At 34.5% G+C, this 19,801-nt stretch carries 15 protein-coding genes; 7 read left to right on the top strand and 8 right to left on the bottom strand.

Annotated elements, in window-relative coordinates; translation table 11 throughout:
* Positions 1–6: 6 nt before the first annotated feature.
* From fusA to EF513_RS04740, 5 genes are all read right to left on the bottom strand, one after another.
* Positions 7–2,088: an elongation factor G gene (gene fusA / locus EF513_RS04760; protein ID WP_125216270.1), complete on the bottom strand. Its 2,082-nt coding sequence runs from the start codon at positions 2,086–2,088 to the stop codon at positions 7–9.
* 14 nt (positions 2,089–2,102) lie between these two features.
* Positions 2,103–2,573 carry a 30S ribosomal protein S7 gene (gene rpsG / locus EF513_RS04755; RefSeq protein ID WP_125216269.1) on the bottom strand — a complete coding sequence of 157 codons (471 nt, stop codon included), beginning with the start codon at positions 2,571–2,573 and terminating at the stop codon, positions 2,103–2,105.
* A gap of 13 nt (positions 2,574–2,586) precedes the next feature.
* Entirely contained in the window at positions 2,587–2,958 is a 372-nt protein-coding gene (rpsL, locus tag EF513_RS04750) for a 30S ribosomal protein S12 (protein ID WP_125216268.1), read from the bottom strand.
* A gap of 124 nt (positions 2,959–3,082) precedes the next feature.
* Entirely contained in the window at positions 3,083–4,393 is a 1,311-nt protein-coding gene (locus tag EF513_RS04745; protein ID WP_125216267.1) for a 3-phosphoshikimate 1-carboxyvinyltransferase, read from the bottom strand.
* Complete coding sequence (locus tag EF513_RS04740) at positions 4,394–6,514, bottom strand: Rne/Rng family ribonuclease (RefSeq protein WP_125216266.1); 2,121 nt, start codon at positions 6,512–6,514, stop codon at positions 4,394–4,396.
* A 362-nt stretch (positions 6,515–6,876) separates the two neighbouring features.
* Here EF513_RS04740 and EF513_RS04735 point away from each other — a divergent pair, with 362 nt between their 5' ends.
* Together EF513_RS04735 and EF513_RS04730 are read left to right on the top strand one after the other, a co-directional pair.
* Positions 6,877–8,076 (top strand): N-acetylmuramoyl-L-alanine amidase family protein, encoded by a 1,200-nt coding sequence (locus EF513_RS04735; RefSeq protein WP_125216265.1) that lies wholly within the window; start codon positions 6,877–6,879, stop codon positions 8,074–8,076.
* A 9-nt stretch (positions 8,077–8,085) separates the two neighbouring features.
* Positions 8,086–10,479, top strand: a complete 2,394-nt coding sequence (locus tag EF513_RS04730; RefSeq protein ID WP_125216264.1) for a penicillin-binding protein 1A — start codon at positions 8,086–8,088, stop codon at positions 10,477–10,479.
* Between the two features lie 255 nt (positions 10,480–10,734).
* On the opposite strand, the gene EF513_RS04725 is transcribed toward EF513_RS04730, so the two are convergent.
* Positions 10,735–12,948 (bottom strand): flagellin N-terminal helical domain-containing protein, encoded by a 2,214-nt coding sequence (locus tag EF513_RS04725; protein ID WP_125216263.1) that lies wholly within the window; start codon positions 12,946–12,948, stop codon positions 10,735–10,737.
* Positions 12,949–13,172: 224 nt separating this feature from the next.
* Between EF513_RS04725 and EF513_RS04720 the strand changes: the two genes are divergently transcribed.
* Positions 13,173–14,621: an NADP-dependent isocitrate dehydrogenase gene (locus EF513_RS04720; protein ID WP_125216262.1), complete on the top strand. Its 1,449-nt coding sequence runs from the start codon at positions 13,173–13,175 to the stop codon at positions 14,619–14,621.
* 239 nt (positions 14,622–14,860) lie between these two features.
* On the opposite strand, the gene EF513_RS04715 is transcribed toward EF513_RS04720, so the two are convergent.
* Complete coding sequence (locus tag EF513_RS04715) at positions 14,861–15,211, bottom strand: YraN family protein (protein ID WP_125216261.1); 351 nt, start codon at positions 15,209–15,211, stop codon at positions 14,861–14,863.
* Between the two features lie 203 nt (positions 15,212–15,414).
* On the opposite strand from EF513_RS04715, the gene dksA reads away from it, so the two are divergent.
* The 4 genes from dksA to EF513_RS04695 all read left to right on the top strand — a co-directional run bounded on the left by dksA (position 15,415) and on the right by EF513_RS04695 (position 18,864).
* Entirely contained in the window at positions 15,415–15,837 is a 423-nt protein-coding gene (gene dksA, locus EF513_RS04710; protein ID WP_125216851.1) for an RNA polymerase-binding protein DksA, read from the top strand.
* Positions 15,838–16,275: 438 nt separating this feature from the next.
* Complete coding sequence (locus EF513_RS04705; RefSeq protein ID WP_125216260.1) at positions 16,276–17,211, top strand: AEC family transporter; 936 nt, start codon at positions 16,276–16,278, stop codon at positions 17,209–17,211.
* A gap of 4 nt (positions 17,212–17,215) precedes the next feature.
* Complete coding sequence (rfbD, locus tag EF513_RS04700) at positions 17,216–18,073, top strand: dTDP-4-dehydrorhamnose reductase (protein WP_125216259.1); 858 nt, start codon at positions 17,216–17,218, stop codon at positions 18,071–18,073.
* Positions 18,070–18,864 (top strand): glycosyltransferase family 2 protein, encoded by a 795-nt coding sequence (locus tag EF513_RS04695; protein ID WP_125216258.1) that lies wholly within the window; start codon positions 18,070–18,072, stop codon positions 18,862–18,864. The genes rfbD and EF513_RS04695 overlap by 4 nt, the downstream gene beginning before the upstream one ends.
* Before the next feature lie 34 nt (positions 18,865–18,898).
* Here the strand turns inward: EF513_RS04695 and EF513_RS04690 are convergent, their stop codons facing one another.
* Complete coding sequence (locus tag EF513_RS04690; RefSeq protein WP_125216257.1) at positions 18,899–19,711, bottom strand: hypothetical protein; 813 nt, start codon at positions 19,709–19,711, stop codon at positions 18,899–18,901.
* Between the last annotated feature and the right edge of the window lie 90 nt (positions 19,712–19,801).

Raw genomic sequence — 19,801 nt, 5'->3', positions numbered from 1 at the left:
CTCCTTTTAATTACCCTGTTTTGAAATAATTTCATCAGCAACATTATTAGGCACTTGCTCATAATGTGCGAAAATCATAGTGTACTGCGCTCTACCTTGAGACATTGATCTTAGATGGTTCACATATCCAAACATACTAGCTAGTGGCACTAGAGCATTAATAACCTGAGCATTACCTCGCTGCTCCATACCAGTCACCTGACCACGACGCGAGTTCAAATCGCCGATAATATCACCCATATACTCATCTGGGGTAATAACTTCAACTTTCATAATTGGCTCAAGCAATTTAGCACCAGCACTTGGCATAGCTTGCCTAAACGCAGCTTTGGTTGCTATTTCAAAAGCAAGCACGCTAGAATCCACATCATGATATGCACCATCAATTAAGGTAGCTTTGAAATCAATAACCGGGTATCCAGCAAGTACTCCTGAATCCTTAATAGCCTCAAGTCCTTTTTGAACACCAGGTATATATTCTTTAGGAACAGAACCACCAACAACTTTAGATTCAAATTTGAAACCCTCGCCTGGATTAAGCGGTTCAAAAATAATTTTGATACGAGCAAATTGTCCAGCACCGCCGGTTTGCTTCTTATGAGTATAATCAACTTCGTATGTTTTTGTAATTGTTTCGCGATAAGCCACCTGAGGAGCACCAATATTCGCTTCCACCTTAAATTCTCTTCTCATACGATCAATGATAATTTCAAGATGTAGCTCACCCATACCCTTAAGTACAGTTTGGCCAGTTTCTTGATCGGTATGAACATGAAGTGATGGATCCTCTGAAACCAACTTAGAAAGCGCAAGTCCCATTTTTTCTTGATCAGCTGCACTCTTAGGTTCAACAGCAACTTCAATAACTGGAGCAGGAAATTCCATTCTTTCAAGAATAATTTGCTTATCAGGATCACATAATGTATCACCCGTAGTAGTATTCTTTAATCCAGCTAGAGCCACAATATCACCAGCTTTTGCACTTTTAATATCTTCTCTATTGTTCGCATGCATTAATAACATACGGCCAACTCTTTCTTTATTATCTTTCACTGTATTTAAAACAGTACTACCTGCATTTAAAACACCTGAATATATTCTAACAAAAGTAAGCGAACCTACAAACGGATCGTTAATAACCTTAAATGCCAATGCTGACAAAGGTTCGTTAATATCACTTTTACGAGCTTCTTCAGCTTCAGTTTTTGGGTTAATCCCTTGTACCGACGGAACATCAAGCGGGCTTGGTAGATATTCAACCACAGCATCAAGCAAAGTTTGAATCCCTTTGTTTCTAAAGGCACTACCACAAAGCACAGGAACAAACAACCCGGAAAGCACCCCCTTACGGATGCATTTTTTTATTTCAGCAGTAGAAATTTCTTCTCCGCTTAAATATTTTTCCATAATTTCGTCATCAGCTTCTACAACCGTTTCAACTAATTTAGCATGATATTCATTAGCTTTTTCAACCAAATCAGCAGGAATATCACCAACATTAAATTCAGCTCCTAATACATCACTCTGCCAGGTAACCCCCTTCATCTCTACCAGATCTACAACTCCGGTAAAACTTTCTTCGATACCGATAGGAAGTTGGATCACGGCAGGATTAGCACCAAGCCTACTTTCTATCATTTCAACACAACGATAGAAGTTAGCACCAACACGATCCATCTTGTTAGCAAAACAAATTCTAGGCACCCCGTATTTATCAGCTTGACGCCATACTGTTTCAGATTGAGGTTCCACACCAGCTACACCATCAAACACCGCAACCGCACCATCAAGCACGCGCATTGAGCGCTCCACTTCAATTGTAAAATCTACGTGTCCCGGAGTATCAATTATATTTACCCTATGATCTTTCCATCTTGCAGTAGTAGCAGCAGAACTAATAGTAATACCACGTTCTTGCTCCTGCACCATATAATCCATGGTTGCCGCACCTTCGTGAACTTCACCAATTTTATGGGTCTTTCCGGTATAATACAATATACGCTCGGTCGTAGTAGTTTTACCTGCGTCAATATGAGCACAAATACCAATATTACGATATTTTTCTAATGGAATATTATCAACTGACATGATTACCTTTTAAATTACCAACTATAATGCACGAAAGCTTTGTTAGCTTCAGCCATCTTATGAGTGTCTTCACGCTTTTTCATCGCAGCGCCACGCTTCTCAAGAATATCTCTAAACTCTGCTGCCAGACGTTCAAACATTGTTTTTTCAGATCTTTTAGCAGCCGCATCTTTGAGCCAACGAATTGCCAAAGCAAATGCACGAGCCGGGTTAACCACTATTGGTACCTGGTAAGTCGCACCACCCACACGTCTTGATTTAACTTCAAGCTGTGGCTTTAAATTTTCAATAGCTTCTTTAAAAATCTCTAACGGGTTTCTTTTGAGCCTCTCAGCAACTGAATCTAAAGCACTATAAACAATTTTTTCTGCTACAGCTTTTTTACCGCTCATCATCAGTATATTAATGAACTTTGCCACCTCAATACTATTGTATCTAGCATCAGTATTTATTATTCTTTTTTTCGTACGACGACGTCTTGACATAATTTAATCCTAATTATTTCTTCTTTTTAGTACCGTATTTAGATCTACCTTGGCTTCTATCTTTAACACCTTGACAATCTAAAGTTCCACGAATTACATGATAACGCACACCAGGTAAATCCTTTACCCTTCCGCCTCTAATCAACACCACTGAGTGCTCTTGCAAGTTATGCCCCTCACCCGGAATGTAACCAATCACATCAAATGTAGAAGTTAACCTAATACGACTAACTTTACGAAGAGCGGAGTTTGGCTTCTTTGGAGTTGTAGTATAAACCCTTACACATACACCACGTCTTTGTGGACAGGAAACAAGCGCAGGTGACTTGGTGTTTCTTTGATTTCTTTTTCTTGGTGATCTAACCAACTGATTAACTGTAGGCATTAATTCTCCTAATTTTTTCAACAATACTCGTAATTCTAAGTCGCAGATACTAATCAAAAGCCTTATTGGCGTCAAGCACTTTTAACAGATGTTTAACTTTATTAACAAAAATTGTGTTTGGCGTTTAAATAGAGGACTTCTTCACATTAAGCAACAATAAATTTTTCCAAATTTCAGGGTAACTTTTGTTAGCCACATAAGGTTTTGATACTATTACCTTACCTTTAATTGCCAAATGAGCAATAACAAATGCAATTAAGATTCTATGATCATCAAGATCAAAAATTTGCCCTTTATCAATACTCAAGCTGCCTGGATAAATCATAATATCCTCACCTCTCACCTCACATTCCACTCCTAAATTTCTTAAATTTAGCAATATGCCCTGAGCACGATCAGATTCCTTATTAACCAAACCATGAGTTAAATTCTTAATAACACTTTTAGTTTTAGCAAATGCGCACGCAACTGACAATACTATATATTCATCAATCAACTTAGAAAACAAAATACCTTCTATCTCTATTCCATTAAGAACAGAATAAGCTACCTGTATATCCACCTTACTAAACGGTTCACCTTCTCTTATATTAACCATTGCTATCTTACCCCCCATTTTCTGAAGTATACTAACGAACTCTAATCTAACTTTATCGAACAAAACATCCTTAATGGTTATTTGCGAGTTAGGTATAATCAGAGCAGCTAATATTAAAAATGCTGCAGATGAAGGATCTCCTGGCACTGAGAATGACTGCCCTTTAAGTTCGGGATAACCTTCAAGTAAAATCATCCGATCTTGGTATTGCACTCTAGCACCAAAAAAACTTAACAATATTTCCGTATGATTTCTGGTTTCACACTCTTCAACAATCTCGGTAATACCCGGAGTATTAATTCCAGCTAACAATGCAGCAGATTTAAGCTGAGCAGAATTATAATGATTAAGAAATTTAATTGGAAGCGCAGCACTAGCCCCTTTCATTACAAAAGGGAACTTACAATCGTTTGAATAAAATTCAGCACCATTTTGTTTTAGCATATCTATAAGATATAGCATTGAACGTTTTTTTAAATTATCATGCGCGCTAAAAGTAAAAATCTTATTATAAGTAGATAGCAGGCCAACAACCAGCCTTGCTAAAGTGGCAGAATTACCAAAGTTAACTATATCATCATTATAGCCAATACCATATCTTGACACCCCTTGGATAACATAACCTTCTTGCGCTTGCATGCAATTTGCCGGCGAGATTAATGATTTTATACAGTTATAACTATCTTTTAGATCTTCTGAATTATTCTGAGCATAAATACTTGTTTTTCCTTGAGAAATTGCAGCAATTATCAAAGCACGCTGCAGTATTGACTTATCAGCAGGAATTACCACTTCCCCTGATAAGCCGTTACATTCTAACTGAAAAGGTCTCAGCATTTAATCAATAATTCTTTTCCATAATTCTTTTAACAAGGAGGTTTCACTAGTATTGCGTGATGTTGGATGCTTAGCCTCTCCTACGTATTCCAGCTCTCTCTCTTCATTACGCTCATGATGATCATCATTAATAGAAACTCTTTCCATAGTACTGCGCTTCTTATACTTATTATGACGATTACGACGATTATTACGCTGGCGAGCAGGTTTACGGTAAGCCCCTTCTTTAGTAGCTTTAAGCACCCCTTCAATAACCTCAACATTGCTTACTTCTTCAAACGCCGATTCTGTTTGTGTATCACGCATAACTTCATTAGCATCCTTGCGAGGTTGGCGTTGAGCATAACTGCGTACCACTTCTTCTTCGATCTCGCTTTCTTCGTCAGCAATTTGTTCTTTTTTCAAAGGCTTAGATCTTTTAGTTTTCTCAATAATATATTCTTCGCCGATAATATGCTCAGAAGGCAAGAAATAGATCCTAACTTTATGTTTCAATTCGAGTTGAGTTATATCAGCTTTATGAAAATTAAATAAGTAAGCCGCATGTTCAAAACCCAAATGAACATTTACGCTCTCATAATCTCCATACACTAATTCTATTTCAACCGCTCTTAAAATTTCGACTGCCATGGTTTCAATGACTCTTACCCGTCCTCTACCTTGGCAATGCTGACATGTATGAGTATGCGACTCCATAAAACTAGATCTTAATCTTTGACGGGACATTTCTAGCAAACCTAAGGGGCTTATTCTGCTCACTTGAATTTTTGCACGATCTTTTTGTAAAGCTTGGCGCAAACAATTTTCTACAGCCGCACGATTTTTTGGCTCTATCATATCAATAAAATCTACCACCACTAAGCCAGCTACGTCTCTTAATCGTAGTTGGCGGGCAATTTCTTGCGCAGCCTCTAAATTAGTCTTAAGAGCTGTTTCCTCTACATTACTCTCCGAAGTAGATCTACCGGAGTTAATATCAACCGAGGTTAATGCTTCCGTAGGATTAATTACTAAGTAACCACCAGCCGGTAGTGGTACATTAGTGCTAAACATTGAAGATAATTGCTCTTCTATTTTATATCTAGTAAAAATTGGCACCTTACTTTTATAAGGCTTTAATTTAGAGATTTGATCAGGCATCATCATTTTTATAAAGTCTTTCGCTGTCTTATAAGCCTTTTCTCCTTGAATTACGATTTCATCTACAGAGCTATCGTAATTATCTCTTAAGCATCTTTTTATTAGATCACTCTCAGCATGTATAAACTCAGGCGCATTAGTACTACTAACTTTTTTTCTTACTTCATTCCAAAGCTTTACTAAATATTCATAATCTCTCTTAATTTCCCCTTTGGATCTATCTGCTCCTGCGGTTCTAATGATTACCCCAGCTCCTTCAGGCAAACTAAGATTATCGATTATCTCTTTAATTCTTCTTCTAGCATCAGGGTTAGCTATTCTTCTGGAAATACCGCCTTGCCTTATACTATTAGGCATTAATACACAATATCTACCTGCCAAAGATATATAAGAAGTAAAAGAAGCTCCTTTATTACCCCTCTCCTCTTTAATCACCTGAATAAGAATTATCTGATCTTTTTTAATTACATCTTGAATTTTATGGCGCCTTTGCAATTTGTCATGCAGTTCTGCATCTAACTCTTCACTTATACTATCCGCCACAAAAGAACTATCCTCTTTCAATTCTAAAATTTCCGGAGCTGGCTGTTCAACAACCAGATTCGGCTCTTCCACATCTGAACTAGAAATAGGGATTTCCTCATCTTCCGGAGCCACACTTGGCAAAAGAAGTTCACGTGATTCTAAAATGCTTCTAAGTTTCGCATAAGGATCAAAACTTCCGTTTTCTTCTTCCTCTAAATAATAGTAATCCGGATGAATTTCTGAAAATGATAAAAATCCGTGTTTACCTGCGCCATATTCTATAAAGGCTGCCTGTAAGGATCCTTCTATTCTTGTTATACGCCCTAGATAAATATTTCCTTTTAACTGTTTTTTTGTACTAGTTTCAAAATCAAAGTCTTCAACAACATTGTTTGAGCAAGTTGCCACACGCGTTTCTTCTGAATACGTCGCATCTACCAACATCCTGACTGTCATGTAAATTTTTCTCCCAATTATCGTAATAATATAATTTAATTAATTTTATTTTGCTTAAAAATATATAGAAATAGCCCTTATTAAGATCAAAAAAATAAGATTTTTGCTTATAATATTTTTTGCAAACATTTTGCATGATACTGGTTGCTATGATTAGCAATCTAAAAACATTCAAAAGAATTTTTATGCAAAACATTTGTTATATTGAATTTTATATTGTAATTAAAACTAAACTTAATTGTCACATTAAAATGCTAAGTTTTGTTTTGTCATTAAATTACCACTTGTGAGAAATTGCAATTCATTTTTCTACAATTATAGAATATTTTTGCAAAAAATTTAAAAAATTGATTTTAATTCTGATGGTACGATATTTTTTTACCACTACTTTTTTACTAGTTCTCACATTATTTACGTTGGTTAATGTTGCATCGGCCAAAATTTTAACTATTAGATGGGCAGATAATGATACACAAACCAGATTAGTGATAGAATCTGATAACAAATTAACCCCCACTCTAAATTATAACAATTGCACCCTTGTTATCACCTTAGCCAAAGAAGAGCTATTAAAAAATAATTTTCAAAACAATCTTAACAATCATCCTCATAATATAAAAAATATTATCCTCACCCACCATATTAACCAAAATCAAATAAAACTTTTTTTTAATAAACCACTAACTTACAAAATATTTACCATTGCTCCGAGATCAGGATATCAACATAGATTAGTTATAGATTTACTACCTCTTAGAAAAGATGGTAAGAAAAACAAAAAGCCTACATCTATAGCAAAGGTAGACTTAATTAAAAACCACACCACCAATTTGCCATTACCCTCCATAGAAAAGCAAAATAAAGATAATAAGCGTCAAAATTTTGTTATTGTCATTGATCCAGGCCATGGAGGTAAAGATAGAGGAACTGTTAGCCCTAATAAAATAGTTGAAAAACATTTAATGCTTAAATATGCTCAAGAATTACAAAAGAAACTTTCTTACAATAAAAATTTTAAAATTTACTTAACTCGCAATAAGGATCTCTATTTAAAACCTCAAACAAGAGTTAAAAAAGCTGAAGGACTTAAAGCAAATTTATTCATTTCATTACACGCAGATTATCATAATGATCCACAAATGAGAGGGTTATCCGTCTATACCGTATCAGATAAGGCCTCTGATATTGATGCAGCCAATATTGCTCAACAGAATAATGATAACAATGGTGGGCCAGTAGATAATTTTTACACCATAGATGACCCATTGATCAAAGAAGCAATAAATGATATGGTTAATTCTCAAACTCAAAATTATTCATTTTATTTAGCAGAAATTATAACAAGCGAGCTTAGCAAGAATATTAAACTACTTAACAAGTCACATCGTTATGCAAATTTAAAAGTACTTAAATCTAACAAATTTCCGTCAGTGTTAATTGAATTAGGTTATTTATCTAATCCTATAGAAGAAAAATTATTAACTTCAAATCAATATCAAAGTAAACTGTTAAATGATTTAGTTAATGCTATAGAAAAATATTATAAAATACATTATAAATAAGTTTATAAAATGAGCAAAAAAAGAATTACAAAAAAAAATAATAAAAGAATATATAAAAAATTTCTTTATTTCATCTCCTTTAGTGTATTCAGCCTATCCTTACTAGGTGCTGCAAGTTTACTTTACTTAGTAAGGTTTTATCACGATGGATTACCTGATTATAAACAGCTTGCTAATTACAACCCCCCCTTAACCACTAGGATTTATGATAAAGATGCTAATTTGGTTGCCGAATATTTTGTTGAAAATAGGATTTATATCCCTTTTAATAAAATTCCGCATAATATGGTTAATGCGTTCATAGCCGCTGAAGATCAGAATTATTATTCTCATCCAGGCGTAGATTATACTTCTTTATTGCGCGCTATTTTTCAAAATCTGTTAAACTTAGGTAGCAACAAGTCATTAGTAGGTGGTTCTACTATTACTCAGCAGGTAGTTAAGAATTTTTTACTTTCTAATGAAAGAACTATCACACGTAAAATTAAAGAAGCTATTTTATCTTTTAGAATTACCCAAGTTTATTCTAAAAATAAAATTTTAGAACTATATTTAAATCAAATATATTTAGGTAGAGGTGCATATGGAGTTGCTGCCGCAGCTCTTGCATATTTTGATAAACCTATAGATCAACTTACTTTAGGAGAAGTAGCCTATATAGCAGGACTACCTAAAGCACCAAGCAATTACAACCCTAATAATAACTATTATCGCGCCAAAGCCAGAAGAGATTATGTAATTAATCGGATGTATGAAGAAGGCATGATTAACGAAGAGCAAGCAAAACCTGCGATGATGAGCAAGCTCGATACTGTAGATCCTGCAGATCACATTAAAAATAACTATCAAGATTATTTTAATGAGCATGTCCGACGTACAATTAATGACAAATTTGGCTATAAGGAACTTTACGAAGGTGGATTAAGCATAATAACCACCCTAAACTCTGATTTTCAAAAAAAGATTCAAACAGCTTTAAGTAACACATTAGTTAATTACGACCAAGCTTTTAGCCTTTTTAGAAAACCGCTAGCTAATATTAATATTCACAATAATATTCCTACCCAGCTTAAACAATTAAAGATAAGCCCACCTTTAAATTGGCAAATTGCAGCCATCACTAACGTGAATCATCAGCAACTAAAAGCTAGAACATTATTAAACAATGAAATTAAGATAGAGTTACCCGACAACAAATGGATTAAAACTAATATTAATAATTTTGCAGAAATATTTAAACCTGGCGATGTAATCTATGTGGAAGCCAATCAAGGTAAGTATTTTATTAGACAAGTCCCGGAAGTTAATGGAGGAATGATAGCAATTGAGCCTAATAGTGGCCGAATATTAGCTTTAAGCGGAGGGTTTGATTTTAAAGTTAGTGAATTCAATCGAGCCACCCAAGCTATCAGGCAACCTGGCTCAACTATTAAACCATTTGTGTATCTTGCAGCTTTAGAGCTTGGGGTTTCTCCCACGACTATCTACCCTGATGCGCCTGTAGAAATCTATTTAGGACCCGGCCTACCCTTATGGAGACCTAAAAACTATAAAGGAGACTTTTTAGGAGATATCACCTTTAGAACTGCACTTGAAAAATCAAGAAATACAGTTACAGCCCGAATTGCCGAGCAAATAGGCATGAATAAGATTGCGGAAGCTATTAAAAGATTTGGCATTAATGACAATCCTGATAAAAATTTTGCAGTAGTATTAGGATCCTCTGAAACCACCTTAATAAAAATGGTAACTGCCTACTCTATGATCGCTAATGGAGGAAAATATATTAAACCCTATGCAATTGAACAGGTTTACGACCATCAAGGAATAAGCGTTCAAAGAAGTAGCGCAAAATATTGCTCAGATTGTAATAATATTAGCAGTACTCCTATGATCCAAGATAGTAATAAGACTGTGACCGACGAAAGAACTGCTTTCCAAATGCTATCAATTTTAGAAGGAGCAGTTTCAAGAGGAACTTCACAAAAAGCATTAAAACTAAAAATGCATTTATTTGGCAAAACCGGTACTAGCAATGACAGTAAAGATATTTGGTATATAGGTGGTAACAACCAATTAGTTGTCGGTATCTATTTAGGTTATGATCAACCCAAAAGTTTAGGCCAACGTGTAAGTGGCGCTACCCATGCTCTTCCAGGCTTTATTGAATTTATGGAATCAATAAAAAGCAATCTTGATAATTATCCCTTTACCCCCCCAAATGGCATAAAGTTAATAAATATTTTTAGTCGTACGGGGCAACCAGCTGACAGCAATGCAGATGGTAAAGAAGTTATCCAAGAAGCATTTAAGATTGGAGCAGAACCTACTATCAACCAACAATTTAACGAAAATCAAGAATCCGATGAGGTTCCAGAAAGAATCAATGATGGAATATATTAATAACAAAAATCAAAAATGATTGCATGATTATCGGGCAATGAAAATATATATAGTACTTTAACAGGTTAGGCCAAAGCAGCTACCTAACTATAAGTATACTACAATGATTATCTAAATAACGATAAATTATATTTGTATATTATATATTATGGAATTGGCTTAATTACACCTAATAAATGATTGTTTGAATAGTTTCTTTAACAAAAAAGGTGAGAGCATAAACTCTCACCTTTTTTTCTAAACAAGACTTTTAGCTTAACCAATAAGCTTGAGCAAGCTTTGTGGAATTTGGTTAGCTTGAGCAAGTACAGAAATACTAGCTTGTAAGCGAACTTGTGATGTAGCAAACTTAGTTGATTCACTTTCAACGTCAGTATCTAAGAAGATACCACGAGCTGTATCTAAGTTTGAAGCACTAGTATCAATAGTAGCAGATGAGAAATCAAACCTTGATTGGAAAGCACCCACGTCTGCTCTTAATGCAGTAACAAACCTAATTGCTCCATCAAGAAGAGTACCTGCCGTATTAGCATTAACAGCGTCTGCACCGCCAATATTAACGTTGGCTACAGCGTTACCATCTTGGTCAATATACATGTCCTTAGTTTGGGCGCTTTTCAACTGAACACTAATTGCATCATCAGAAGTAAGACCCACTTGGAATGAGAGTGATGAACCACCTTGTCCTACACCGAAAGCACGCTCTAGAGCTTTTTGAAAACCTTGAGCTTTAGATACGTTATCGATTTCAATTGTAGCTCCTGAATTATTAGAAAACCTTAAGATCTTACGAGGATCAGTGGTACTTACAAAACCAACAGTAGTGGTATTGGTTATCTGGTTAGTAAGAGCGGTAGTAGTACCCTCTCCATCATAGCCACTTCTAAAGATTTCACCATTAATTTGAAATTCAATTGTTGCTTCAGTACCGCCACTTACAGGGCCGTTTACTTTAATGCTCTCAATTTGTACATTTGAAAAATCATTATTAATGAGTTCAAATTTAGTACCAGCTAAGTTACCAGAAGAAGTTGAGCTTCCTGTTGGGAAAATAGTACCAGCAGCAACATATGACGATACTTCACGTTTTTGGAAGAAATCTAAGCCTTCAAAAGCTCGGTCTAAACGTGAGGCAATAACATTAGCAGCAGACTGGTCAGTCACCATAGTAGTTAAACCTGAACTAGTACCTGTTTCAAACTGAAGATCAAAGAATCCACCACCATTTTCGATTGAAGCAAAGCGATAAACTGTGGCAGCACCTGCAGTACCTGGAGTTGTTTTGACGTTCTTAGCTTGATACGTATAATTACCCACTTCAATACTAATGTTAACATAATCATCCTGAACATAAGTTGCCTTAAATCCTGATAACTTACCAACAAAATCTTTATTATTAGATACGCCTGCTGTACTTACGCCAGTAGCATTACTATCCATACCGGCTACTGCAGCAGCATCAATATCAATAGCGGTAATGATATTATCCCCCCTGGTCCCCTGTGTTATAGTAGTTGCTGTACCTGCATACGCAGTTGCGCCAGCAGTTGCAAAAGTACCTGCAGCAAGATCACCATTCACACCAGCAGTCCCACCTGTACTTAGTGATATAGTTGTATTATCAACATCGGCACTGTTTACTAAAACTGCACCAGCGCCAAGTGCTGCACTACCAACCACCGCAACAACTTTAGTACCACCATTATTAAACGCAGCACCACCCGCTTTGGTAGTGATTACAACATTAGCACCGTTTAGAGTAAAATCTAATGATGATAGTCTTACTTTACTTGCTGCGTCAGTTGGATCGATGGAATTTAATGTATTTTGAACTGCTGTATAGAATGCTTTAGCATTATCAGCAGCTACAGCGGTCGTAATAACCTCAGTATTAGCACCACTAACTACAGCAGCCTGGAAAGTAAATGTCACACCATTAATAGTTAGAGTCTCATCATCAGCACCGGCGGTAGCTGTAAAAGTTAATGTACCACTTGTTGCACTAGAATTAGCACGGTCACCAGTAGTTACCTTTGCTGGATTAAACAAACTACCATCAATTAACTTAACACCGTTAAAGTTAGTTTTAGTAGCAATTTGGTCAATTTGCTCTTTAAGTTGCTGGAATTCTTGATCAAGGAATCCTCTTTCACTTTCACCTAAGGTACCGGAAGTAGCCTGAGTAGCAAGAGCTTTTTGACGTTGAAGAATTTCACCAATCATTTTTAAAGAACCATCAGCCACACCAAGCAGGCTTGATGCCTGAGCAGCGTTAGTACGTGCTGAAGCTAATGTACTCACAGACGCTCTCATAATGGTACCAACTGAAAGAGCAGCAACATCGGTTGCAGCACGATCAATTTTCTCACCACTTGAAAGTCTAGCAATAGAAGCAGCTGAATCAGCATTGGCCTTTTTAAGGTTAGCCTGTGCAGTTGATGCAGCGCCGTTAGAAATTATACTTACCATAACAATCTCCTACCTGGATATTAAATTTTATCAGCTACTTGCCGAAGCTGGTTATTCACCATGTTACTTATATATTAACATCTTAATATTTAATAACAATAAATATTTTAATAACTTTATAAAATTTAGAAGATTTTTTATTTAGCAGCAAATGCAGTTGCTCATTAAGCTTAAATATATTAATATATTAACTATAAGATTAAATTGCAGTAGGATAAGCTATTATGACTAAATCGATTACAGTTGCATATGGCGATGGTATTGGCCCTGAGATAATGGAAGCAGTATTATATATATTAAAAGAAGCTAAAGCTAATATTAATTTTGAAACTGTAGAAGTTGGAGAAAATCTTTATACTAAAGGTTATAAATCAGGGATTAGTGATAATACATGGGAATCATTGAAACGCACTAAGGTTATTTTAAAAGCCCCCATTACTACCCCTCAAGGTGGAGGATATAAAAGCCTAAATGTAACTATGCGTAAAACTCTAGGTCTTTTTGCCAATATTCGTCCAACAATTTCTTACGCTCCTTTTGTTGCCACTAAACATCCAGAAATAGATCTAGTTATAATTCGTGAAAATGAAGAGGATTTATATGCAGGTATAGAGCATAGACAAACTACGGATATGTATCAAACACTTAAACTAATCTCACGCACAGGGTGTGAAAAAATTATTAGATTTGCCTTCGAGTATGCTGTAAAAAATAACAGACACAAAGTTACTTGTATGAGTAAAGATAACATTATGAAAATGACGGATGGAATTTTTCATAAAGTTTTTGATGAAATAAAAAAAGATTATCCACAACTTGAATCCGAACATTATATTATTGATATAGGAACTGCGCGTATTGCAGCAAGACCTAATATTTTTGATGTAATTGTAACCTCAAATTTATATGGAGATATTATTTCCGATGTGGCAGCAGAGGTATCAGGATCAGTAGGACTTGCAGGCTCAGCCAATATCGGCACAGAATATGCTCTATTTGAGGCCATTCATGGTTCAGCACCTGATATTGCCGGCAACAATATTGCTAACCCTTCAGGACTTTTGCATGGTGCGCTAATGATGCTAATTCATATTGGCCAACCAAAAATTGCTGAAAAAATCCATAACGCTTGGAGCTGCACAATTGAGGAAGGTATTCATACTGCAGATATATATAACCAAGCATTAAGCAAACAAAAAGCAGGAACTAAAGAATTTGCAGAAGCCGTAGTAAAAAGACTTGGCAAAATACCGCACAAATTCAAACCTGTTAGCTATCCGGAAGTACAACCAGGCAATATCCGTACACATGTTAGCAATATTCCTACCGTTAATAAACAATTAGTAGGCAGTGATATTTTTATAGATATAAAAAACACTTCTCCAGATGACATTGCAAACAAAATTAACACTCTAGCTGATGGTAAATTAAGGCTTCAAGGCATTTCAGCTAAGGGACTTGCCCTTTGGCCTAAGACCCACCAGATGATTAATATCACTTGCGATCATTGGTGCTTAAGATTTGTACCTATTGGCGAAAATAAAATTTGCACCCATCAAGATATTATTGAATTATTAAACAAACTAAATGGAGCTCAAATAGATGTAATTAAAACTGAAAATTTATATCTTTTTGATGGGCAACTCGGTTTCTCTTTGAGCCAGGGAGAGTAGCTACATTAAATTTCAGCAGAATGGGTATTTTACTAATAAAGGTCCTACAAAGCTAGCTTTTACCAGAATCTACTATTAAAGATGGGGGAAATCTGCCTATTGCTCCCCACTTCCTCTATAAAAAATTATTAAGATAAAGTTTTTATAACCAGTTATGATAAACTAAGCTTCTTACATAAGTAGACTAAATATTTCAAAGATCATTTTGTCTTATAATGCATGGGTTACTTTAATGTATGTCATTCCCCAAAAGCATTTTCATAATGTAATATTTCTTCTTTTGCAATTAGGATAGCATCAAACCGTTTATCAAAAGTTTCATAGATAGGATTTAGCGACAAATAATCTTTTGCAGCGTTAATAATGCGGTTGATTTGCTTTATTGTCACAGCAAAATGAGCATCATATATATCTTTTCTAAATTTCACTTCACAAAAAACAATTAAATTAGCTTTTCTAAATATCAGATCAATTTCACCATATTTACTTTTAAAACGCTTAGTTAAAAATATATACCCTTTACTTTCAAAGTAATGAATTGCGGCCTGTTCAGCTAGCACGCCCCTTTTATAACTACTAATATTTTCCATCTAGCGTTAATATTTAATATTTTTCACTTTGAGTTTTAATGAGTTAAAAACTTATATTACAAGATTGCATACAAATACAACAAATATAAATATAATAATAAATAAAGGTGTTTTTATTAATGAATGTGAAAAAAACATTTGACGACTCTATAAATTTTGCTGTAACTAAATATACTACGTTTGGTTATTACTTTGAGGGTACTATGCTTACAGAGCTTGATAAAAATTATCGTCCAAGTGAAAAAGAAGAATATATGAATGAAATGCAGCTTGCTTATTTTAAAAGAAGGCTGCTGGATTGGAAAGAAGAATTACTTAAAGAATCAATGGAAACATTAGAGCACTTAAAGGAATCAAATTTAAACAATCCTGACTTTAATGATAGAGCTAGCGCTGAAGTTGAAACAGCTTTTGAGCTTAGAACTAGAGATCGCTACCGCAAATTAATTGATAAAATAGATCAAGCATTAAGTAGAATTGAAAAGGGCACTTACGGGTTTTGCTTAGAAACAGGTGAACCAATTGGCCTAAAAAGATTGGAGGCTCGACCTGTGGCTACTTTAACTATTGAAGCGCAACAAAGACGCGAAAACTATGAGCGGCAACATAGTGAAGATGATGAATAATCAGCAAATGAATATTAAACTAAGCTAAATAGCAATAAATTTGCATAGTTTAATATTCAACTTATTATCTTTTGGGCCTATCATATTACTACTTCCAAACACATTTAACATGTCAATCTATCCCAATCTACAAAATTTAGTACATTTTGTAATAATATTTATAAAGAGTACCTGAAACGTCTACTTAAAAAATTTCCAGCTACCATTTTTATATATTTCTTATTTTCTCTAAATAACTCAAGTAACAAAATCACAATATATCCAATTAAATGCTAACACTCCAAAACAGCGCAAGCTTTATACTCAATTACTCAATTAATTTCTTAGAAACTGCTAATTATTCAATTATATATAACAATTAACAACTCTAGTAAGGATAACACTTTACAATATATCAAATAAATTATAGGTTTTCTAGGAAATGGAATATAAACAGCCATGCTATTTTTCCCTATTTTTCAAAAGCTCCTAATTATATACCTTAATATCCTAGTAGGTTTCATAGCGGGCAAAGCCTTAAAAATAAGTAGCACTGATATTGCGAAAATAATATTTTATATTGCAACCCCTTTTGTAGCCTTTCAGGGCATCTTAAAAGTAGAGTTGGAAGAAGAAATATTACTTTTACCCTTGATAATATTTATCATCGCCTGCTTTATGGCAAGCATTTTTTATCTTATTACCCGCAGGCTTTATTCTGATTTTAGTAAGAATATCCTTTCTTTTACTGCTGGCAATGGTAATTTAGGGTTTGTAGGACTGCCTCTTGTTACCCTAGTTACAAATAATAATAATTATATGATAGGCACCTATATAACTGCTATGCTCGGAATAACTATATATGAAAATACTTTAGGTTTTATTATTGCGTCTAAGGGCGACACTACCAGTAACACAATAGGCTGTTTCAAAAGACTATTAAAACTACCTATTCTTTATGCTTTTGCTTTAGGCTGTATTCTCAATATCAACGGTATTAACTTTTACAACCTACCAGATAACATAATCGAATACCTGCATATTATGCAAGGATGCTATTTAACATTAGGCATTCTGATTATCGGGATAGCTTTATCTCAAATTGAAACTTTATCTTTTGATTTTAAATTTACCGGTATGGCATTTTTAGCAAAGTTTGTGTGCTGGCCTTTAATAATGAAAACTTTAGTAACTTTAGATAAACTTATTTTCAATATTTACGATGCTGACATTCATAAAATATTATTAATGCTCTCTATTGCTCCTATAGCCACCAATACCGTTACACTTGCTACAATTTTAAAAATTCATCCTGAAAAAGCAGCTACAACAGTATTACTAGGAGCCTGTTTTGCTTTAGTATATATGCCTCTTATGATTCAATATTTCGTATAATGAAATGCATAAAACTATTATCTTAGCAGGAAAAAATAGTAATCTAGGAGCTTCCCTAACCAAACTTTCACCTGCTTGGGAATTGATTGAGCGTAATAAATTTGATTTTTTATCACCAAATTTAAAAGTATTAGAAAAATTAAAACCTGATAATATCATTATCTCAGCAGCTTACACTAATGTAGATCAGGCAGAAATTGAACGAGATGAAGCACTTAAAATCAATGCCGGTACTGTAAAAGAAATTGCAAAATTTGCTAAAATTAATGGAACGCGAATTATCTACCTTTCCACCGATTATGTATTTAATGGTGATAACACTATAGCCTATACCGAAGATGATAATAAAAACCCTATCAACCATTATGGCTATACTAAAGCCAAAGGGGAAGATCATATTATTGAACTATTAGATAATTTTTATATCATTAGAACCAGCTGGCTTTATAGTGAATTTGGCACAAACTTTGTTAAAACCATGCTCAGACTCATGCAGCAAACTCAGGAATTAAAAATTATTAATGACCAAGTTGGCTGCCCTACCTATGCTTTCAATCTAGCCAATATGATAATACAAATCATCACCAAAAAAATCCCTTCAGGTATTTATCATTACCGTGATCAATTAAGTTTAAGCTGGTTTGAGTTTAGCAAGTTAATCCATAATAATTTAAGCCATCATTTACCAATAACTGCGAATCTCAGTTTATTACCGATTGCCAGCCATGAGTATAAAACCTTCGCTACAAGACCAAAATTTTCGGTATTAAATATAGATAAAATAACTTCATTAGATATACCCTCTATAGAAACATCAACCTCTTTAAGTCAATGTATTAGCAATTTAATGAGCACAACATGATATCAGTTATCGTAGTTTCCTACTTTACCGGGGAAATTTTATTTGAATCATTAAGCAAGCTTGCTGCCCAAGAACTTGTTAAAGAAGTGATTTTAGTGAATAACGGCAATCCCAAAACCACTCTTACTGCCTTAAACCAACTCAAATTAAACAAACTGAAAATAATCACCGGTCATGGCAACATAGGTTTTGCCAAAGGATGCAATCTAGGGGCTGACCAATCAAATGAAAATCATATTCTTTTTATAAATCCTGATTCAATTATTGATGATCATCTACTACTTCAAAAAATGATAACTCATTTGGAAGGCAATCATAAAACTTTAATGTGCACTGCACTTATTACCAACCAAAATGGTAGCGAACAAAGAGGATGCAGAAGAAAATTACTTACCCCTTATAATATTTTCAATTTTAATTTAACTGATACCGATCTGCCGCTTGATACTTTTCAAGTGGAGGCTTGTTCTGGAGCTTTTATGTTTTTTAGAAAAGAAGATTTTATGATGCTTGGTAAATTTGATGAGCATTATTTTTTGCATGTCGAAGATATAGATATATGTTACAAAATCAAAAATGCAGGTGGGAAAATTAGCTTATTCCCACAATTTAAAATAACCCACTTACTGTCAACCAGCGATGCCCCTAAAAAATTTGTAGAATATCACAAATTAAAAGGTCTACTTTATTATTTTGATAAATACTTTGGAGGTAGGATTATTACAAAGCTTATAAAACTCTTACTGACTATTAGGTTTATAATCAGATTTGGTACAGTAAAAGCTAGCTAATCCTTCCCCCTTATTTCATTATTAATTATTATGCTTACAAGACAAAATTTTTGAATTGTTCATTATGCTGCAATTGCTGTGTCTCATGCCTTCTTCCTGTAAAAGATCTAGGAGAGTTTGCTCTCGACATGGGGCTGTTAGGAGGAGTTAATGGAGAAGGAGACCCTCCTGTTTCCAACACAGGACTATTGAAAGGAGATAATTGAGAAGACCATGCTGCAATCTTAGGGCTATTGGGAGAGCTGAATGCAGAATGAGTCCCTTCTTTCGTCACAGGACTATTGGGAGGGGTGAATGCAGAAGGAGGCCCATCTCTCTCATATACAGGATCATCAGGAGGAAATAATTGAGAAGACCATGCTGCAATCTCAGGACTATGAGGAGGAGTTAATGATGCTTCTAGCTTATGTAAAAATTTTTTAGCCTCAGTTATTTTTTCTTGTATTGAGGCACTACACCAGTCCATTCTTTCAAAGTTTGATAGCCATGTTGCTTCATAAGAATCCAATCTTCCACTATCTATAATTTTCTTGTAAAGCTTATAAAGTTGGCAGGTCGGTTCAATAAATTTATGATACTTTTCTGCATCAAGCACAAAATATAATTTATATTTGGATTGTGGTTGCAATATTACAAACTGGCCTTGTAAAGCTATTATATTAACACGCTCTTTCCATCGATCAATTTCAGCACTTGATTGAGTACGAGTACTACATAGAAGGAGACAATAAGAATCTTTAGGAATATTAGCATGCTCTGGTAATTTATTACTAACTTGCCATTCTTGAGTAAAAAGGCGATTTAAAATATTATCTTTTTTAGCGGAAGTTAAGGAAGAGGGAAGCATATGATTTTCCTTTAATTCAAAAATTTAAGAATCTTAACCTTCTCTTAAAGAAAAAGTCAATGGCTTTTTTAAAAGTTATTTCTGATCTAA

This window comes from Rickettsiales endosymbiont of Stachyamoeba lipophora (assembly GCF_003932735.1).
GTDB lineage: Bacteria > Pseudomonadota > Alphaproteobacteria > Rickettsiales > 33-17 > RICK01.
Note: the sequence above shows the minus strand (reverse complement) of the source record. Positions and strands in the feature narration are given on the sequence as shown.